This is a genomic window from Amycolatopsis dongchuanensis (genome assembly GCF_039542405.1).
GTDB classification, from domain to species: Bacteria; Actinomycetota; Actinomycetes; order Mycobacteriales; family Pseudonocardiaceae; genus Amycolatopsis_E; species Amycolatopsis_E sacchari.
Map to the genome: position 1 here is coordinate 1 of NZ_BAABIB010000126.1, position 16,510 is coordinate 16,510.

Sequence of the window (16,510 nt, forward strand, 5' to 3'; positions counted from 1 at the left end):
GAGGGCCCGGTGCGGGCGGTGGCGGAGGTTGGCGGCGAGCCCAGCGCGTTGGCGATGAGGTGGTTTGCCCCGGTGGCGGGTGGGTTGACGTCGGAGCTGCTGGCGGCGGGGATTCTCGGTGAGGCCAGCGGGCTGGCGACGGTGCTGCTGTTGGCCGCCTCGCTCAGCGGGGTGGCGGAGGTGGCGCGATGCCCGTGGCCAGCGCTGGTGGCAGGTGGACCCGCGGGATCCGGATCATCGCCGTGGGTTTGCGAGCAGGCGTCGTGTTCCAGGGCGAGACCGGCTTCGGCCTCGGCGAGTGCGGCGGCGTGCTCGTGGGCGGCGGCGTGCTTCCGCGCGGCTTCGAGGTGCCGGTGGAGCGCGGCCACGTCGACCTGCTCGTCGGGCAGGGTGAGGCGGTAGCCGGTGGCCGTGCGGGCGATCACGTCGGCACCGAGCAGGGCGCGCGCCCGGGACACGAGAATCTGCAACGCCTTGGTGGGGTTCTCGGGCTTGTCGTCGGGCCACAGCCCTTCAACGAGGCGTGCCGTCCCGCACCCGCCTCGCAGGTCGGCGGCCAGCAGGGCGAGCAGATCGCGCAGGCGGGGCCCGGTGACCTCCTGCCCGCGGAAGGCCACCCGCGACAGCAGAGTCAACTCGGTGCTCACTTGGGCAGGTTAACGCGCTTGCCACGAGCAGGTGTCCGTCGGAAGCAGCTGACGCGTCAATGGGCCGGGGCAGTTCGTCCGGCAATGCACTCCCTGAGCAGCGGCTCGATCGCGTGCGCTCAGCGCGCGCCGCGGGCCACCGCAGCCGACCGGAGCAACTGGCGCGGGACGACCCGGGCCAATGCACCTGGAGCAGCCGCCCACCGCCCGCGGCTCAGCCCCGCAGCCGATGGGAACACCTGACAACCGAACGGGCCAGACGACCCGTGCCACCGCACCCGAAGTAGCCGCGCGACGCCGCCCACCACCGGCGACCCGGCCCCCGCAACCGACTGGAACACCTCCCAGCCAAACGGACGCGACGCCCCGGCCCAACACACGCCGCGAGTAGCCGCGCGACGCCGACCGGCACCGGCGACCGGGCCCCCGCAGTCGGCGGGAGCACCTGGCGCGGGACGGCCCGGGCCAACACACCCGATGCAGCTGCCCGCCAGGGCCCGCCCCTGTCAGCTCGGCCCTGTCAGCTCGGGTTCAGCTCACCGCGAGCGTGATCTTTCCCCGCGCGTGGCCCGTCTGGCTCAGGCGGTGGGCCTCCGCAGCCTCTTCCAGCGGGAAGGTTGCCGCGTGCTGGATCCGTAGGTTGCCCGCCGTGTACGCCTCGGCCAGCTCGCGCAGCACCTCCGGCGTCGTCGTGTCGGGGGTGCCGCCGGAGAACGGGACGCCGAGGGACTCGGCTTCCGGGTCGGCGATCGTCAGGACGCGGTCGGCCGAGCCGCGCAGTTCCAGTGCGTCCGGCAGCATGCCGTGGCCCGCCGCGTCGAACACCGCGTCCACAGTGGACACCAGCGTCCGCACCCGCTCGACCAGGCCGGGACCGTACCGTACTCCAGTCGCACCGAGGGACTCCACAAAGGACGGATCACCCGCGGTGCCGACCACGCGGATCCCGCGCCGCACGGCCAGTTGTGTGGCCAGCGAACCGACCGCACCGCTGGCTCCGGTGATCAGCAGCACCTCGCCCGGTCGCACAGCCAGCTCCCGCAACCCGCGCAGCGCAGCCTCGCCCGCGACCGGCAAAGCCGCCGCGTCCTGCCACGACATGCCCGGCGGCTTCGGGAACACAGCCGAAGCCAGTGCGTACTCGGCGTACGAACCACCGATCGCCCAGCCGAACACCTCGTCGCCCACCGACAACGCGGCGTCCGGGCCGACGGCGTCGACCACCCCGGCCAGCTCCTGACCGAGGCCCCGGGGCCGCGACAGCGAACCGCCGAACAGGCCGGACCGGATCTTCCAGTCCACCGGGTTCACGCCCGCGAACCGCACCGCCACGCGCACCTGCCCGGGGCCGGGCTCGGGCACCGGCACGTCAGCGACCCGCAGCACCTCGGGGCCGCCGAACTCCGCGAACCGCACCGCACGCACCGCGCTACACCCCCGCCAACCGCATCTCGCGGCCGCCGAGCACGGCGAACCGAACCACACGCACGACGGCGACCCGCAGCAACCCGCGGCCGCCGAACTCCGCGAACCGCACCGCGCTACACCGCCAACCGCATCTCGCGGCCACCGAGCACGGCGAACCGAACCACACGCACGACGGCAACCCGCAGCACCTCGCGGCCGCCGAACGCCGCGAACCGGACCGCGCGCACGACGGCTTACACCTCCGCCAGCTGGACCTCGATCCGCAGTTCCTCGCCCTCCGGCGTGAACTCCAGCGCCTCCACGTTGCCCGCCGCCCGCAGGTCGCCGCCGATGCTGTTCAGCGTTTCGACCTGACCGGCCGGACCGGCGATCCGCACGCTCTCCACCGGCGAGCGCATCGACCGCTTCGCGTCGCTCTTCGCCTTGCGGATGGCGCTGATCGCGGTGCTGGCCAACGTGATCACCTCAGGCGAGCCATCGACGGCACCCCCGGGCACCGGCCACGACGCCGTGTGCACCGAGCCGTCGTGCCACCACGACCACGCCTCCTCCGTGCAGAACGGCAGGAACGGCGCGAACAGCCGCTGCAGCGAGGAAAGCGCTTTCCGCAGCGCCAGCCGCGCGGACTGCGTCGCCGCACCGCCGTCCTCGTCGTAGGCGCGCTGCTTGATCAGCTCCAGGTAGTCGTCGCAGAAGAACCAGAAGAACCGCTCGATGCGCTCCAGCGCCACGGTGTACTCGAAGTTCTCCAGCGCCTCCGTCGCCTGCCGGATCACGTCGTCGAGCGCGGCCAGCATCGCCTGGTCCAGCGCCTCGGTGATCTCGGCACCTTCGGCGGGCTCGGGGAAGCCCAGCGCGAACTTGCTGGCGTTCAGCAACTTCGTCGCCAGGCGGCGGCCGATCTTCATCTGCCCCTGGTCGAACGCCGTGTCCGTGCCCGGCCGCCCGTTGGCGGCCCAGTACCGCACCGCGTCCGGGCTGAACTGCTCCAGCAGCCCCAGCGGGGTGACGACGTTGCCCTTGGACTTGCTCATCTTCTTGCGGTCCGGGTCGAGGATCCAGCCCGAGATCGCCGCGTGGTACCAGGGCAGCGTGCCGTTCTCCAGCTGCGCGCGCAGCACCGTGGCGAACAGCCACGTGCGGATGATGTCGTGCGCCTGCGGCCGCAGGTCCATCGGGAACGTCTGCGCGAACAGCTCCGGGTCCTCCTCCCAGCCGCACGCGATCTGCGGCGTCAGCGAGGAAGTGGCCCAGGTGTCCATCACGTCCGGGTCGCCGGTGAAGCCGCCCGGCTGGTCCCGCTGCTCCGGCGTGTAGCCCTGCGGGGTGTCCGACGACGGGTCGATCGGCAGCATGTCCTCGGTCGGCAGGATCGGCGCCGCGTAGTCCGGCTCGCCCGACTCGTCGAGCGGGTACCACACCGGGAACGGCACGCCGAAGAACCGCTGGCGGCTGACCAGCCAGTCACCGTTGAGGCCGCGCACCCAGTCGTCGTAGCGCGCCTTCATGTACGCCGGGTGCCACTGCAGCTCGGCGCCGCGGCGCAGCATGACGTCCTGGTGCTCGACGGACCGGATGAACCACTGCCTGCTGGACACGATCTCCAGCGGCTTGTCGCCCTTCTCGAAGAACTTCACCGGGCGCACGGTCTTGCGCGGCTCGCCGTCGAGGTCACCGCTGTCCCGCAGCATCCCCACGACGCGCTCGCGGGCGGTGTGCACCGTCGCGCCGACCAGTTCGGCGTACGCCTTGCGGCCCGCCTCGCCGTCCAGCCCGGCGGGCGGCTCGGGCAGGATGCGTCCGTCGCGGCCGATGATCGTGCGCGTCGGCAGCTTCAGCTCGCGCCACCACTGCACGTCGGTCAGGTCACCGAAGGTGCAGCACATCGCGATGCCCGCGCCGCGGTCCATCTCCGCCGCGGGGTGCGCGACGACCGGCACCTCGACGCCGAACACCGGCGACGTCACCGTGGAGCCGAACAGGCCCTGGTAGCGCTCGTCGTCGGGGTGCGCGATCAGCGCGACGCACGCGGGCAGCAGCTCCGGCCGCGTCGTCTCGATGTACACCGGCGAACCGTCCGGCTTGTGGAAGGCGATGCGGTGCCACGCGCCGGCGTACTCGCGGTCCTCCAGCTCCGCCTGCGCGACCGCGGTGCGGAACCCGACGTCCCACAGCGTCGGCGCCTCGGCCTGGTACGCCTCGCCGCGCTTGAGCAGCCGCAGGAACGCGCGCTGCGACACGCGCCGCGCGTGCCCGCCGATCGTCGTGTACGTGCGCGACCAGTCGACCGACAGGCCGAGCCGCTTCCACGTCTGCTCGAACGCCTTTTCGTCCTCCGCGGTCAGCACCTCGCACAGCTCGATGAAGTTGCGGCGCGAGATGTCCTTGACCGGGCGCTCACCCTTCTTCATGACGGGTTCGGGCGCGACGAAGTCCGGGTCGTACGGCAGCGACGGCTCGCAGCGCACGCCGTAGTAGTTCTGCACGCGGCGCTCGGTGGGCAGGCCGTTGTCGTCCCAGCCCATGGGGTAGAAGACGCGCTTGCCGCGCATGCGCTGGAAGCGCGCCACGATGTCGGTGTGCGTGTAGGAGAAGACGTGACCCACGTGCAGGGAGCCGCTGGCGGTCGGCGGCGGGGTGTCGATGGAGAACACCGCGGCGCGCTCACCGGGAGCTTCGAACCGGTATACGCCGGACTGCTCCCACGCCTCAGCCCACTTGGCATCCAGACCGTCCAGCACGGGGCGGTCAGGCACGTTCGGCGTGGTCTCGGACACGCGTTTTGCCACCTCATCTGTTGCGAACACCGGGGTTGACAGGATGGCGTTCAGTCTAGCCCGGCACACCGACACCTTTTACCAGTAGGCAACCTGTCCAGTGATACCCGGCGGTAACTGGCCAGATTGGGCAGATTGATCAGCCGAAAACGCAACTCTTGCCCAGCGTTCGCCCTGCTGTGCACGCTTCGGGGCATGGAACTGAGCGAGCTGTACCGCCTGATGCTGGTGGCCCGCCGGATCGACGAGGAGGCCATCGCCCTGCAGCGGCAGGGCGCGCTCCCCGGCTACGCCCCGATGAAGGGCCAGGAGGCCGCGCAGGTCGGCAGCGCGGCGGCGCTGGACCTGACGCGCGACTTCGCCTTCCCCAACTACCGCGACCTCGGTGCCGCCGTCGCCATGGGCGTGGACCTGGTGGGATACCTCGCCACGCACCTGGGCGTCTGGCACGGCGGCCTCTACGACCCGCGGGCCTCGCGGCTCGCGCCGTTCAACGCCGTCGTCGGCGGGCCCGTGCCGCACGCGGTCGGCTGGGCCATGGGCGCGAAGCTGGACGACACCGGTGGCGCCGCGATCACCTGGTTCGGCGACGGTGCGAGCTCGCAGGGTGACGTGCACGAGTCGATGAACTTCGCCGGTGTCTACCGCCTGCCCGTCGTCTTCTTCTGCCAGAACAACGGGTGGGCGATCTCCGTGCCGACCGAACGCCAGGTCGCGGGTGGCTCCGTCGCCGCGCGCGCCGCGGGGTACGGGATCGAGGGACGGCAGGTCGACGGCAACGACGTCATGGCCGTCCACGAGGCCACCCGAGAAGCGCTCGACCGCGCGCGCAACGGTGGTGGACCGACCGTGATCGAGGCGATGACCTACCGCATCGGCCCGCACTCCACCTCCGACGACCCCGGCCGCTACCGGACGCTGGAGGAGGAGCAGGCCTGGGCCGAGAAGGACCCGATCGCCCGCGCCGCAAGGGAATTGCCCGCCGAAACCGTCGCCGAGGCGGAGGAGCACGCGGCGCGGGTCGTCCGCGAGGTCCGCGACGGGCTCCTCGCGCTGGAGCAGCGGCCCGGCGAGGAGCTGTTCTCGTTCGTCTACCGCGAGCCCACCAAGGCCCTGCTGGACCAGCAGCGCGCCTGGAAGGAGTCCCTCGATGCCTGAGTACTCGCTCCAGCAGGCCCTCAACCTCGCGCTCCAGCACGCGTGCGAGGACGACGACCGCGTGCTGCTCTTCGGCGAGGACGTCGGACGGCTCGGCGGCGTGTTCCGCGTGACGGACGGGCTGCAGGCGAAGTTCGGTGAAGAGCGCGTGTTCGACACCCCGCTCGCCGAGTCGGCGATCATGGGCATGGCGGTGGGCCTGGCGATGGCGGGCTGGCGCCCGGTGCCGGAGATCCAGTTCGACGGGTTCAGCTACCCGGCGATCGACCAGATCGTCAACCAGGTGGCGCGCCTGCACTACCGCAGCCGCGGCACGATGCCCATGCCGATCACCCTGCGGCTGCCCAGTTTCGGCGGTATCCGCGCGCCGGAGCACCACGGCGAGAGCCTGGAGGCGCTGTTCGCGCACGTGCCGGGGCTGAAGGTCGTCTCGCCGTCGTCGCCCAGCGAGGGCTACCGCCTGCTGCGGCAGGCGATCGCCGATCCGGACCCGGTGATCTTCATGGAGCCGAAGTCCCGGTACTGGCACAAGGAGTCCTTCGAACCGACCGATGCGACCGACCCGGTCGGCACGAGCCGGGTCGTGCGCCAGGGCAAGCACGCCACGCTCGTCGCCTGGGGCGCGATGGTGTCCCGCTGCCTGCAGGTCGCCGAGCTGGCGGCGGAGGACGGCGTCGAGCTGGAGGTGCTGGACCTGCGGTGGCTCAAGCCGATCGACACCGACGGCCTCGCCGCGTCGGTGTCCCGCACCCGCCGCGCCGTCGTCGTGCACGAAGCGCCGCTGACCGCCGGGCTGGGCGCGGAGGTCGCCACCTTGATCACCGAGCGCTGCTTCGGTGAGCTGAAGGCCCCCGTGCAGCGCGTGACCGGCTTCGACGTGCCCTACCCCTCCGGGGATCTGGAAGACGAGTACCTGCCGAGCATCGACCGCATCCTGACCGGGGTGCAGACCACTCTGGAGTACCGCCGTGGCTGAAGTGACCTTCCCCCTGCCCGACCTCGGCGAGGGCCTGATCAGCGCCACCGTCCTGGAATGGCTGGTCGCCGAGGGCGACTGGGTCGAGCGCAACGCGCCGCTGCTGGAGCTGGAGACGACGAAGTCGGCGGTGGAGATCCCGTCCCCGCAGTCGGGCCGGGTCGCGAAGCTGCACGTGGCGGACGGCGAGGAGCTGTCGGTCGGGGATCCGCTGGTGACCTTCACCGTGGACGACGACCAGGCCGGCATCGTCGGCACCGTGCCGCAGGAGGAGAAGCCGAAGCGCCGCGTGCGCCTGTCGCTGCCGGAGGACTGATGTACGCCACCGCCGGGGACGGCACGAAGATCTGGTACGAGAGCGCGCCCGGCCCGCGCCCGGTGTTGCTGGTGCACGGCTTCGCGTCGGACAGCCGTCGCATGTGGACGGACACCGGCTGGACGCGGGCGCTGGCCGACATGGGTTACGTGGCCGTGGACCTGCGCGGGCACGGGCAGAGCGACAAACCCGCCGAGGGCTACTCCCCGGAGAACATGGCACGCGATCTGGTGGCCGTGCTCGACGCCGCCGAACTGTCCGAAGTGGACATGGTCACCTACTCGATGGGCGGGCTCGTCGGCTGGCAGCTGGCGAAGCTCGGCCGGGTCCGCCGGATGGTGCTGGGCGGTATCGGCGGGAAGCCCGCCTCACGCGAGGACATGCTGCGGGTGCAGGAGCTGCTCGGCGGCCAGGACCTCAGCGCCTGCATCGACGGCGTCGCGGGCAGCCGGATCGAGGGCGAGGCACCGGTTCCGGTGCTGTTCGCCGCGGGCGAGGAGGACGAGTTCGCCGCCGACGCACCCGAGCCGTTCGTGTCGCTGGGCAAGCGCAACCACTTCAACGCCGTGTCGAGCCGCGTGTTCAAGCAGGCCGCACTGGAGTTCTTCGGGAGCTGACCATGTATCCGCGCATCCGTGCCGCACTCGACGACATCCCCGCCTACGTACCCGGCAAGTCGGGCGCGGGCCTGGTGAAGCTGTCCAGCAACGAGAACCCGTTCCCGCCGCTGCCCGGGGTGCTGGAGCGGGCGACCGCGGCGGCGGCCACCATGCACCGCTACCCCGACCTCGCCGCCACGGAGCTGACCGCCGAGCTGTCGCGGTTCCTCTCGGTGCCGCAGGAGTTCCTGGCCGTGGGCACCGGCAGTGTCGGCGTGCTGCAGCAGATCGTGCAGTCCGTCGCCAGCGTCGGCGACGAGGTCGTGTACCCGTGGCGGTCGTTCGAGGCCTACCCCATCACGACGCGGATCGCGGGGGCGTCCGTCGTCGAGGTGCCGCTCGCGCCCGGCGCCCGGCTCGACCTCCGCGCGCTCGCGGACGCCGTGACCGAGCGGACGACGCTCGTGCTCGTGTGCTCGCCCAACAACCCGACCGGGCCGGCGGTGCGGCGGGACGAGTTCGCGGAGTTCCTGTCACGGGTGCCGGAGGACGTGCTCGTGGTGCTCGACGAGGCGTACGTCGAGTTCGTGCGGGACCCGGAAGCCGTGAACGGGCTGGACTTCCTCGCCGCGCACCCGAACCTGTGCCTGCTGCGGACGTTCTCCAAGGCGTACGGGCTCGCCGGGCTGCGGATCGGCTACGCCGTCGCGCACGAACCGGTCGCCGCCGCGATCCGCAAGTGCGCGGTGCCGTTCGGGGTCTCGACGATCGCGCAGCTCGCGGCCATCGAGTCGCTGCACTGCCAGGACGCGATGCGGGAGCGCGTGGCCGCGGTCGTCGCCGAGCGCGAGCGGGTGCGGGGTGCGCTGCTCGCGCAGGGCTGGGCGGTGCCCGAGACGGAGGCGAACTTCGTGTGGCTGGCCACGGGGGCACGCACGGCGGAGTTCGCGGCGGCGTGCCGCGAGTCGGGGCTGCTCGTGCGCCCGTTCGGTGACGACGGTTGCCGCGTCAGCATCGGCGAGCCCCGGGAGAACGACCTGTTCCTGGCGGCCGCCCTCATGCAGGCATGAGATCGCGGCGCAGCAGGTCCTCCTCGGTCTCGCGGCGCACCAGCACCGAGGCCCGCCCGTCGCGGACGCCGATCAGCGGCGGGCGGCCGACGAGGTTGTAGTTCGACGCGAGGGCGTGGTGGTAGGCGCCGGTGACCGGCACGGCGAGCAGGTCACCGGCGTGCACGTCGTCCGGCAGCGGCACGTTCCTGGCCAGGACGTCCCCGGCTTCGCAGTGCCTGCCGACGACGGTGACCTCGCGGCGCGAGGCACGCGTGTGCCGTCCGACGAGCCTCGCCGTGTAGCGCGCGTCGTAGAGCGCCGGGCGCGGGTTGTCGCTCATCCCGCCGTCCACCGCGACGAACCCGGGCTTCACCGTGATCACCCGGTACAGCGTGATCCCGGCGTTCGCGACGATCGATCGGCCGGGCTCGATCACCAAGTGCGGCAAGGGAATCCGGCGTCGCTCGCATTCGAAGTGGAGCGTCGCCCGCACGCGGTGCGCGTACCCGGTGAGGTCGAACCGCTGCTCGCCAGGGCAGTACGGAGCGGCGAACCCACCGCCGAGGTCGAGCTGCGCGATGGGCACCCCGAGGTCGAGCAGCCGCCGCAGCGCCTCCTCGTAGACGGACACGTGCGTGATCTGCGAGCCGAGGTGGCAGTGCAGCCCGGCGAACCGCAGCCCCGGCTCGGCCTCGACGCGCCGCACGGCCTCCGGCACCGCGTCGAGCGGGAAACCGAACTTCTGTCCCTCGACGCCCGTGGTGATCGCCGGATGCGTGTGCGCGTCGACGCCCGGCGTCACGCGGATCAGCACCGGCTGGGCCGTCGCCAGCGCGCCGAGCTGCGAGATCTCGTCGAACGAGTCGAGCACGACCCGGCTCACCCGGTACGCCAGCGCGGCCTTGAGGTCCTCGGCGGTCTTCACGTTGCCGTGCAACAGGATCCGCTCGGCGGGGAACCCGGCGGTGCGCGCGGCGGCCAGCTCACCGGCCGAGCACACATCGAGCGAGAGCCCCTCGTCCGCGAGCCAGCGGAACACCGTCCGGCAGGGCAGCGACTTGCCCGCGAACGCCACCTCGGCCTCGGGCAGCGCGGCGCGGAACGCACGCGCCCGTGCCCGGACCTCGGCCTCGTCGAGAAGCTGGCAGGGGGTGCCGAAGCGGGCCGCGAGCTCGGTCAGCGAAACCCCGCCGACCGCCAGGTCCCCTCCGGGAAGCAGCTGCGTGCTCCGGGGCCACAGCTCCTTCTCCAGCGGCGGTTCCCCGCAAGCCCCCACGCTCGGCAGCAACTCGGCCAGTGTCACGGTCTCCTCCTCATCTCGAAAGGACACCGTCCACTCCAGCCGCGACACCGCGTGCGGAGGCGGCGCCGGACGGGGCCCTGACGGAGGAGCCGGGAATCTTGCCGGGTTCTTGACGGCTCAGGTGAGCCGCGCCACCAGTTCACCCCGGCTGCGGACGCCGACCTTCCCGAACACCGACTTCAGGTGGTCCTGCACGGTGTTCGGGGTGATCGCCAGCCGCGCCGCGATCGCCGCGCTCGGCCGGCCCGCCAGCACCTCGTGGCAGATCTCGCGCTCCCGCGCGGTCAGCCCGTAGGCGGCGAACAGCAGGTCGTGCAGGTCGGCCCCGGTGGGCCGTTCGATCGTCACGACGGTCTCGTCGCCGCCGATCAGCCGGTCGGCCTGCAGCAGGACCCAGCCGCCGTCGGCGTCGCGGATCCGCGCCCGGAACGAGCCGCCGGGTGCCGAGCGGGCGCCAGTCACGACGACCCGCAGCATCACCGCGAACCGCCCGGGCGCGATCTCGTCCAGTTCCGCCCGCCACGCGTGCGCGGGCGCGGTCTCCGCCCGGGGCTCACCGTCCGGGCCGACGACGACGATCGCGGCCGCACCGTCCCCGCGGATTCCGCCGACCCGCGCGGCCACGCGGGTCGCGGTCGCCAGCGCGGGGGCGACGGAGACCAGGAACTCCCGCTCGCGGTCGCCGAACTCGCCGCGGCGCACCAGCCCCGCCGCACCCCAGCACGTGCCGCCCGCGCGGAACACCACGCGCAGTTCGGAGGTCAGCCCCAGCGGCCGCCACACCTCGTTCATCCGGCCACCGCGGTCGCGTGCGGACAGCGTCGTGAGCGGACGGGGCCCGCGGGCCAGCTCGGCGAACGTGTGCCGCTCGCTGCCGTCGTACTCGAAGGTCGCCAGCAGCGGCTCGTACCGCTGCGGGATGCGGGCCGCGCCGCTGGTCATGGAGCTGATCACGGCGGTGTCGGGGTCGAGCGAGGCCCAGCAGGTCAGCTCGGCGGGCACGACGCGGGCGACCACCTCGATGGCGGCCGCGTGCAGCTCGGCGACCCCGAGCCCGGAGGTCGCGAGCGCGGCGATCTCACGCCGGGCGCCGCGGGCCAGCCCCTCCCACATGCGCCGAAGTATCCGCTTTTCCCGTGCTCTGCGGGACCCCCAGGTTTCTGGGATGTCCGCGCGGGACGGGATTTCCTAGCGTCGCGGCATGACGCATTTCAGCACCGCGGGCGAGGGCCTCGAACTCACCTCGCCGGACGCGCGGATCACCGTGAAGGCGGGCGCCGAGCACACCGGAGGCGCCTACGAACTGTTCGAGGTGGACGCACCGCGGGGACCGGCCGTGCCCCCGCACACCACGCCCTGGCCGAAGGCGTACTACGTCCTGCACGGCCGGATGACCGTGCTCGTGGACGACGCGGAGTACGAGCTGGGTCCCGCCGCCTCGATCACCGTGCCGCCGGACGCGCCGCACACGTTCACCGTGCGGTCGCCGTCGGTGCAGTTCCTCGCGTTCAGCCTCACCGACGCGATGGGCCGCTTCTTCCGGGACGTCGACCGCAGCATCCCCGCCGGGACCGCGCTCGAAGACGCCGTGCCCGCGCTGGTGGAGGTCGTCGGGCGGCACGGCATCGAGCTGCGGGGGACGCCGTGAGCACGCTCGTCCAGGTGCTCGCCGGGGTGGCCGCGCTCGTGCACCTCGTGGCGTTCGCGTGGGAGACGCTGCTGTTCCGCAGGCCCGGCGTGCACCGCGGGATCTTCCGGGTGCGCACCGAGGACGTGCCCGCCGTGCTGCTGTGGTCGGTGAACCAGGGCTGCTACAACCTGTTCCTCGCCGCGGGCACGGTGGCCGGCCTGGTCGCCCTGCACACCGGGGACGCCACGGTCGGCAGGACGCTCGTGTTCTACACGTGCGCGTTCATGGCGCTCGCCGGGCTCGTGCTGGCCGTCTCGGACCTGTTCGCGCTCGGCCGTCCCCGGGGATCGGGCTGGGGCGGCGCGCTCGCGCAGACCGCACCGCCCCTGGCCGCCCTCGTCATCGGGGTGCTGTGAGCTACTGCTGCTCCTGGACGTGGTTCGGGTCCATGTACACGACCTCCCAGAGGTGCCCGTCGAGGTCGCTGAAGCTGCGGCTGTACATGAAGCCCATGTCCATCGGCTCGTTCGCGACCTGCGCGCCCGCCGCCAGCGCCTTGTCCACCAGCTCGTCGACGGCTTCCCGGGTGTCGGTGCTCAGCGCGGTGATGACCTCGGTGCTCGTGGTCGCGTCCACGATCGCCTTCTTCGTGAAGTTCTTGAAGAACGGCTCGGTCAGCAGCATCGCGTAGATGTGCTCGCTGATCACGACGCAGCCGGCGTTCTCGTCGGTGAACTGCGGGTTCGACGAGTAGCCGAGCTTCGCGAAGAACTCCAGCGACTTGGTGAGGTCCTTGACGGGCAGGTTGACGAAGATCTTCGTGGACATCGGGGTCTCCTTCCGGTGTTGTCGATGAGGTAGACCCGCGCCGCCGCGAAAACTCATCGCGGGGATCAGCAGTGGTTCAGCATGTCCGTCAGCGCCGCCTTCTCGGCCTCGGTCACGGTCAGCTGGTAGTAGTGCTTCACCGTGATCCAGTCGGTCGCGTAGGCGCACCAGTCCGACTGCAGCGGCGGGCGCCACTCGTCCGGCGCGCGGTCGCCCTTGGCCTGGTTGACGTTGTCCGTCACGGCCCGCAGCTGCGGCCGGGTGAGGTCGTTGGCGAACTCCTTGCGCCGGTCGTTGGTCCACTTCGCGGCGCCGCTCTCCCACGCCTGGCCCAGCGGCACGGTGTGGTCGATGTCCACGTCGGACGCCTTGGTCCACGTGCCGCCGTCGTACGGGCTGTGCCACGTGCCCGACGTGGGGCGGCACTGCGCGTCGGTGCGCACGTCCTGGCCGTCGCGCTTCAGCACCGTCTCGCGGGTGTCGCATTCCCCCGAAACCGTCGCCCAGTGCGGGAACTTCTCCCGCGAGTAGCCGCCCATGCCGGTGCGGGGCTGCACGACCAGCTCGGCGAGCTCCGTCCCGGCCGGTGCCGCGTTGGCCGGCGGGTTGACGTGGGGCTGGAAGGCACCCGACTGCCAGACCGCGACGAGCACCGCGACCACGGCGAGCACGGCGAGCGACCACCAGGACTTCTTCACTGCACACCTTTCGGAGCACGGACCGGGAGCACGGCGGCGAGCCCGGCGACGAGGACGAGGACGATTCCGGCCATGCCGGCACGCTGTGTGCCGAACAGGCCGATGAAGCCGCTGAACGCCAGCGGCCCGAGGAACGACACGGCGCGCCCGGTGGTCGCGTACAGCCCGAACGCCTCACCTTCGCGCTCGGGCTGGACGATGCGGGTGAGGAACGTGCGGCTGGCGGACTGGGCGGGTCCGACGAACGCGGTGAGCGCGAGCCCGCAGACCCAGAACGCCGCCTTGCCGGGCAGCAGCACGAGCGCGGCGCCCAGCACCGCGAGCGCGACGAGCGAACCGACGATGACGGCCTTGGGGCCCACGCGGTCGTCGAGCCGCCCGCCCGCGAGCGCACCGAGCCCGGCGACGAGGTTCGCGGCGATCGCGAAGATCACCACCTCCGTCGAGCTGAACCCGAACGTGCCCGCGGCGACGACGCCGCCGAACGTGAAGATCGCGGCCAGGCCGTCGCGGTAGACCGCGCTCGCGGCGAGGAACCACAGCGTGCGGCGCTCGGTGCGCCACATGCGCGCCAGCCGCTTGGCGAGCACCACGTAGCTGGCGAAGAAGTTGTGCCGCAGCCGTTCGCCGGACGCGGGCGCCTCGGGCACGAACAGGAACAGCGGGATCGCGAAGAGGCCGAACCACACCGCGGAGAACAGCGCCACGGCGCGGATGTTCAGGCCGCCCTCCGACGTGACGCCGAAGAGCCCGACCTCGGGCTGGACGAACGCGAACAACACGATCGTCAGCGCGATCAGGCCGCCGAAGTAGCCCATGGACCAGCCGAAACCGGAGATGCGGCCGACGTTGTCCTTGCGGGAGACCTGCACGAGCATCGCGTTGTAGTTGACGGCCGCGAACTCGGAGAAAACGCTTCCCACGGTCACCAGCACGATGCCGAGGAGCAGGTACGACGGCTCGTCGCGGACGAAGAACAGTGCCGCCGTGCTCAGCACCACGATCGCGGTGTGCACGCCGAGCCACAGCTTCCGCCGCCCGCCCGCGTCGCTGCGCTGCCCGGTGACGGGCGCGAACAACGCGACGCAGACGCCCGCGATGGTCAGCCGGATGCCCAGGCTCGCGGAACCGCTGTCCGGGTCCGGGGCGACGGCCTTCGTCAGGTACACGGTGAAGACGAAGGTCAGGATGATGGCGTTGAAGGCCGAGGACCCCCAGTCCCACAACGCCCAGCCGAGCACCTTGCGCAGTGCGTTCACGGCTCACATTCGACCTCACCGGGCTCGCCAAGATCACGCCGGGGTCGGCCGTGCCCCTTGACTGCTCTGGGGCACGTCTGCACACTTGGTTCACTGAACGGCACAGCGGTTTCAAACAGTCCCCCAGTGCTAGGAGACGGTGATGGCGGTCGGTTTCCGGTCCTTCCTGCGAGTCGCACCCGGGCAGCGGCTGCTCGACACCGTCATCGAGCACCTCGGCACGTGGCTGGCGAGCAAGGAGATCCACCTCGAGGCGGGCCGGGCGGGGCAGTACGTGCTGGACCACGACGACCTGGTGACGATCCTGCGGAGCCAGGCGGGCGGTGGTCAGCTGTACAGATGGCGCCGCCAGCACCCCGACGCGCAGCCGCGGGACGTCTGGCGCACCACGATCACCGTGCTGGAGCGGCCCGACGAGCCGGGCTGGATCTGGACGGAGATCGAAACCCGGGACGACTGCCCGGCGCTGGGGGAGGCGCCGTTCAACCGGTGCATGTCGGTGCCCAGTGTGCTGCGGGGGTTGCTCGCGGAGATCGAGGCGCTCGACGGCCGCACGGAGATCGCGCCGAGTCCGCAGTGGGTCACGCTGGGGCACCTGCCGGACCTGATGGACTACCTGGCCGACGAGACCCGGCGCGGGCCGGTGTACATGATCAGCCAGGGCCAGCAGCCGCGTGACGAGTTCGAGCGGTGGGCGCGTGAGGTCACGTGGCACCTGGTCGGGATGGGCAGCGCTTTCCTGCTGGACCCGGCCGTGGAGGCGGGCTTCAACGAGATGATGGGGACCGGTCACGCGGTGCCCCCGGGCACCATGCGCACGTACCTGCCGAACGTCAACCTGGACGATCCGGAAGACCCGTTGCGCCACCGCATCCTGGGCAGGACGAGGATCGTGGGCACGGACACCCGGCGCCTGGCCCGCATGCTGGGCCGAGCAGAACGCGATCGTGCCGCGAACACCCCCATCCCGGAGGACGCGCAGGCACTGGTAGCGGCCTACGAGACGATCCCACTCCCGGCGGTGTCGTGGCGTGAACAGCAACGCCGCTTGCGGGAACTGGAAGCGGAGAACGACCGCCTGCGCGAAGCACTGGCTACCGGCCCACACCTGCTGACGGCGTAGCGGCAGCGGCAGCGGCAGCGGCAGCGGCAGCGGCAGCGGCAGCGGCAGCGGCAGCGGCAGCGGCAGCGGCAGCGGCAGCGGCAGCGGCAGCGAACGGAAGCCGAACCGCACGGCCGACGCAACCCGCACCCAGCAACGCGACGCAAGCAGGCCATGGCACCGACCGCCGCCCAGCAACGGAACGGAAGCGGCACCACCGCCATCCAGCAACGCGAACGCGAGCAGGCCCGGCACCGACCGCCGCCCTGCAACGCGAAGCGAGCCACACCACCGCCCACGGCGACCCGGCAACGCGAACGCGAGCGGCCACACCGCCCACCGCGACCCGGCAACGCGAAGCGAGCGGCCCCACCACCCACACAACCGCCACCCGGCAACGGAACGCGAGCGGCCACACCGCCCACACCCACCCCCGCCCCGATCCCCAGCCGCACTTACGGCCGATCCGGCGGGTCAAGAGTGGGCGAAGCCCATCCCGAAGGGACGCCGAAGGCGCTCTTGACGCGACGGATCGGCCGTGAACACTCAAGGATCGGGGCGGGGGTGGGGCCGCTCAGCAGGCGCGCCAGCGCCGGTGAACCCCGGCACGCACGCGCCCAGCGGCGAACAGGACGAAAAGACAAAAGATCAAAAGAATGCCTCGCCGGCGGCCAATACCGCTAAGTTAGGCGGGGGTTGGGGTCTGACACGCGTGGCGGGGCTCCTGTGGTGGCGGG

At 71.8% G+C, this 16,510-nt stretch carries 16 protein-coding genes; 8 read left to right on the forward strand and 8 right to left on the reverse strand.

The window, feature by feature from the left end; translation table 11 throughout:
* The 3 genes from ABFX51_RS31900 to valS form a co-directional block, all read right to left on the reverse strand.
* Nucleotides 1-647 (reverse strand): AfsR/SARP family transcriptional regulator (locus ABFX51_RS31900; RefSeq protein WP_428832522.1); only part of this gene is annotated, 647 nt, incomplete at its 3' end.
* A gap of 531 nt (nt 648-1,178) precedes the next feature.
* The gene (locus ABFX51_RS31905; RefSeq protein WP_091510856.1) at nt 1,179-2,072 is read right to left on the reverse strand and encodes an NADP-dependent oxidoreductase; all 894 of its coding nucleotides are present in this window, start codon (nt 2,070-2,072) and stop codon (nt 1,179-1,181) included.
* A gap of 236 nt (nt 2,073-2,308) precedes the next feature.
* Nucleotides 2,309-4,852 carry a valine--tRNA ligase gene (gene valS / locus ABFX51_RS31910; RefSeq protein ID WP_091510854.1) on the reverse strand — a complete coding sequence of 848 codons (2,544 nt, stop codon included), beginning with the start codon at nt 4,850-4,852 and terminating at the stop codon, nt 2,309-2,311.
* Nucleotides 4,853-5,047: 195 nt separating this feature from the next.
* On the opposite strand from valS, the gene ABFX51_RS31915 reads away from it, so the two are divergent.
* The 5 genes from ABFX51_RS31915 to hisC are packed head-to-tail and all read left to right on the forward strand — an operon-like array spanning nt 5,048 to nt 8,971.
* Nucleotides 5,048-6,010 carry a thiamine pyrophosphate-dependent enzyme gene (locus ABFX51_RS31915; protein WP_245783196.1) on the forward strand — a complete coding sequence of 321 codons (963 nt, stop codon included), beginning with the start codon at nt 5,048-5,050 and terminating at the stop codon, nt 6,008-6,010.
* The gene (locus tag ABFX51_RS31920; RefSeq protein ID WP_346055919.1) at nt 6,003-6,986 is read left to right on the forward strand and encodes an alpha-ketoacid dehydrogenase subunit beta; all 984 of its coding nucleotides are present in this window, start codon (nt 6,003-6,005) and stop codon (nt 6,984-6,986) included. Before ABFX51_RS31915 ends, ABFX51_RS31920 begins: the two co-directional genes overlap by 8 nt.
* Complete coding sequence (locus ABFX51_RS31925; protein WP_091510849.1) at nt 6,979-7,302, forward strand: biotin/lipoyl-containing protein; 324 nt, start codon at nt 6,979-6,981, stop codon at nt 7,300-7,302. Before ABFX51_RS31920 ends, ABFX51_RS31925 begins: the two co-directional genes overlap by 8 nt.
* On the forward strand, nt 7,302-7,919 hold the full coding sequence (locus tag ABFX51_RS31930; protein ID WP_091510846.1) for an alpha/beta fold hydrolase: 618 nt from the start codon (nt 7,302-7,304) through the stop codon (nt 7,917-7,919). The genes ABFX51_RS31925 and ABFX51_RS31930 overlap by 1 nt, the downstream gene beginning before the upstream one ends.
* Nucleotides 7,920-7,921: 2 nt before the next feature.
* Entirely contained in the window at nt 7,922-8,971 is a 1,050-nt protein-coding gene (gene hisC / locus ABFX51_RS31935; protein WP_091510844.1) for a histidinol-phosphate transaminase, read from the forward strand.
* On the opposite strand, the gene lysA is transcribed toward hisC, so the two are convergent.
* Nucleotides 8,958-10,256: a diaminopimelate decarboxylase gene (gene lysA / locus ABFX51_RS31940; protein WP_091510842.1), complete on the reverse strand. Its 1,299-nt coding sequence runs from the start codon at nt 10,254-10,256 to the stop codon at nt 8,958-8,960. The two genes, hisC and lysA, sit on opposite strands and share 14 nt — an antisense overlap.
* A gap of 117 nt (nt 10,257-10,373) precedes the next feature.
* Complete coding sequence (locus ABFX51_RS31945) at nt 10,374-11,369, reverse strand: helix-turn-helix transcriptional regulator (RefSeq protein WP_091510840.1); 996 nt, start codon at nt 11,367-11,369, stop codon at nt 10,374-10,376.
* A gap of 88 nt (nt 11,370-11,457) precedes the next feature.
* Here ABFX51_RS31945 and ABFX51_RS31950 point away from each other — a divergent pair, with 88 nt between their 5' ends.
* Both ABFX51_RS31950 and ABFX51_RS31955 read left to right on the forward strand, forming a co-directional pair.
* Nucleotides 11,458-11,904, forward strand: a complete 447-nt coding sequence (locus tag ABFX51_RS31950) for a cupin domain-containing protein (RefSeq protein ID WP_091510837.1) — start codon at nt 11,458-11,460, stop codon at nt 11,902-11,904.
* Entirely contained in the window at nt 11,901-12,302 is a 402-nt protein-coding gene (locus ABFX51_RS31955) for a DUF1304 domain-containing protein (protein ID WP_091510836.1), read from the forward strand. The genes ABFX51_RS31950 and ABFX51_RS31955 overlap by 4 nt, the downstream gene beginning before the upstream one ends.
* A gap of 1 nt (nt 12,303) precedes the next feature.
* Here ABFX51_RS31955 and ABFX51_RS31960 read toward each other — a convergent pair whose 3' ends face one another.
* From ABFX51_RS31960 to ABFX51_RS31970, 3 genes are all read right to left on the reverse strand, one after another.
* Nucleotides 12,304-12,714: a VOC family protein gene (locus ABFX51_RS31960; RefSeq protein WP_091510834.1), complete on the reverse strand. Its 411-nt coding sequence runs from the start codon at nt 12,712-12,714 to the stop codon at nt 12,304-12,306.
* Between the two features lie 65 nt (nt 12,715-12,779).
* Nucleotides 12,780-13,412 (reverse strand): HNH endonuclease family protein, encoded by a 633-nt coding sequence (locus ABFX51_RS31965; protein ID WP_245783195.1) that lies wholly within the window; start codon nt 13,410-13,412, stop codon nt 12,780-12,782.
* Nucleotides 13,409-14,671, reverse strand: coding sequence for an MFS transporter (locus ABFX51_RS31970; protein ID WP_245783194.1), 1,263 nt, complete (start codon nt 14,669-14,671; stop codon nt 13,409-13,411). Before ABFX51_RS31970 ends, ABFX51_RS31965 begins: the two co-directional genes overlap by 4 nt.
* A gap of 142 nt (nt 14,672-14,813) precedes the next feature.
* Between ABFX51_RS31970 and ABFX51_RS31975 the strand changes: the two genes are divergently transcribed.
* Nucleotides 14,814-15,794, forward strand: coding sequence for a hypothetical protein (locus ABFX51_RS31975; RefSeq protein WP_091510833.1), 981 nt, complete (start codon nt 14,814-14,816; stop codon nt 15,792-15,794).
* Nucleotides 15,795-16,510: the final 716 nt, after the last annotated feature.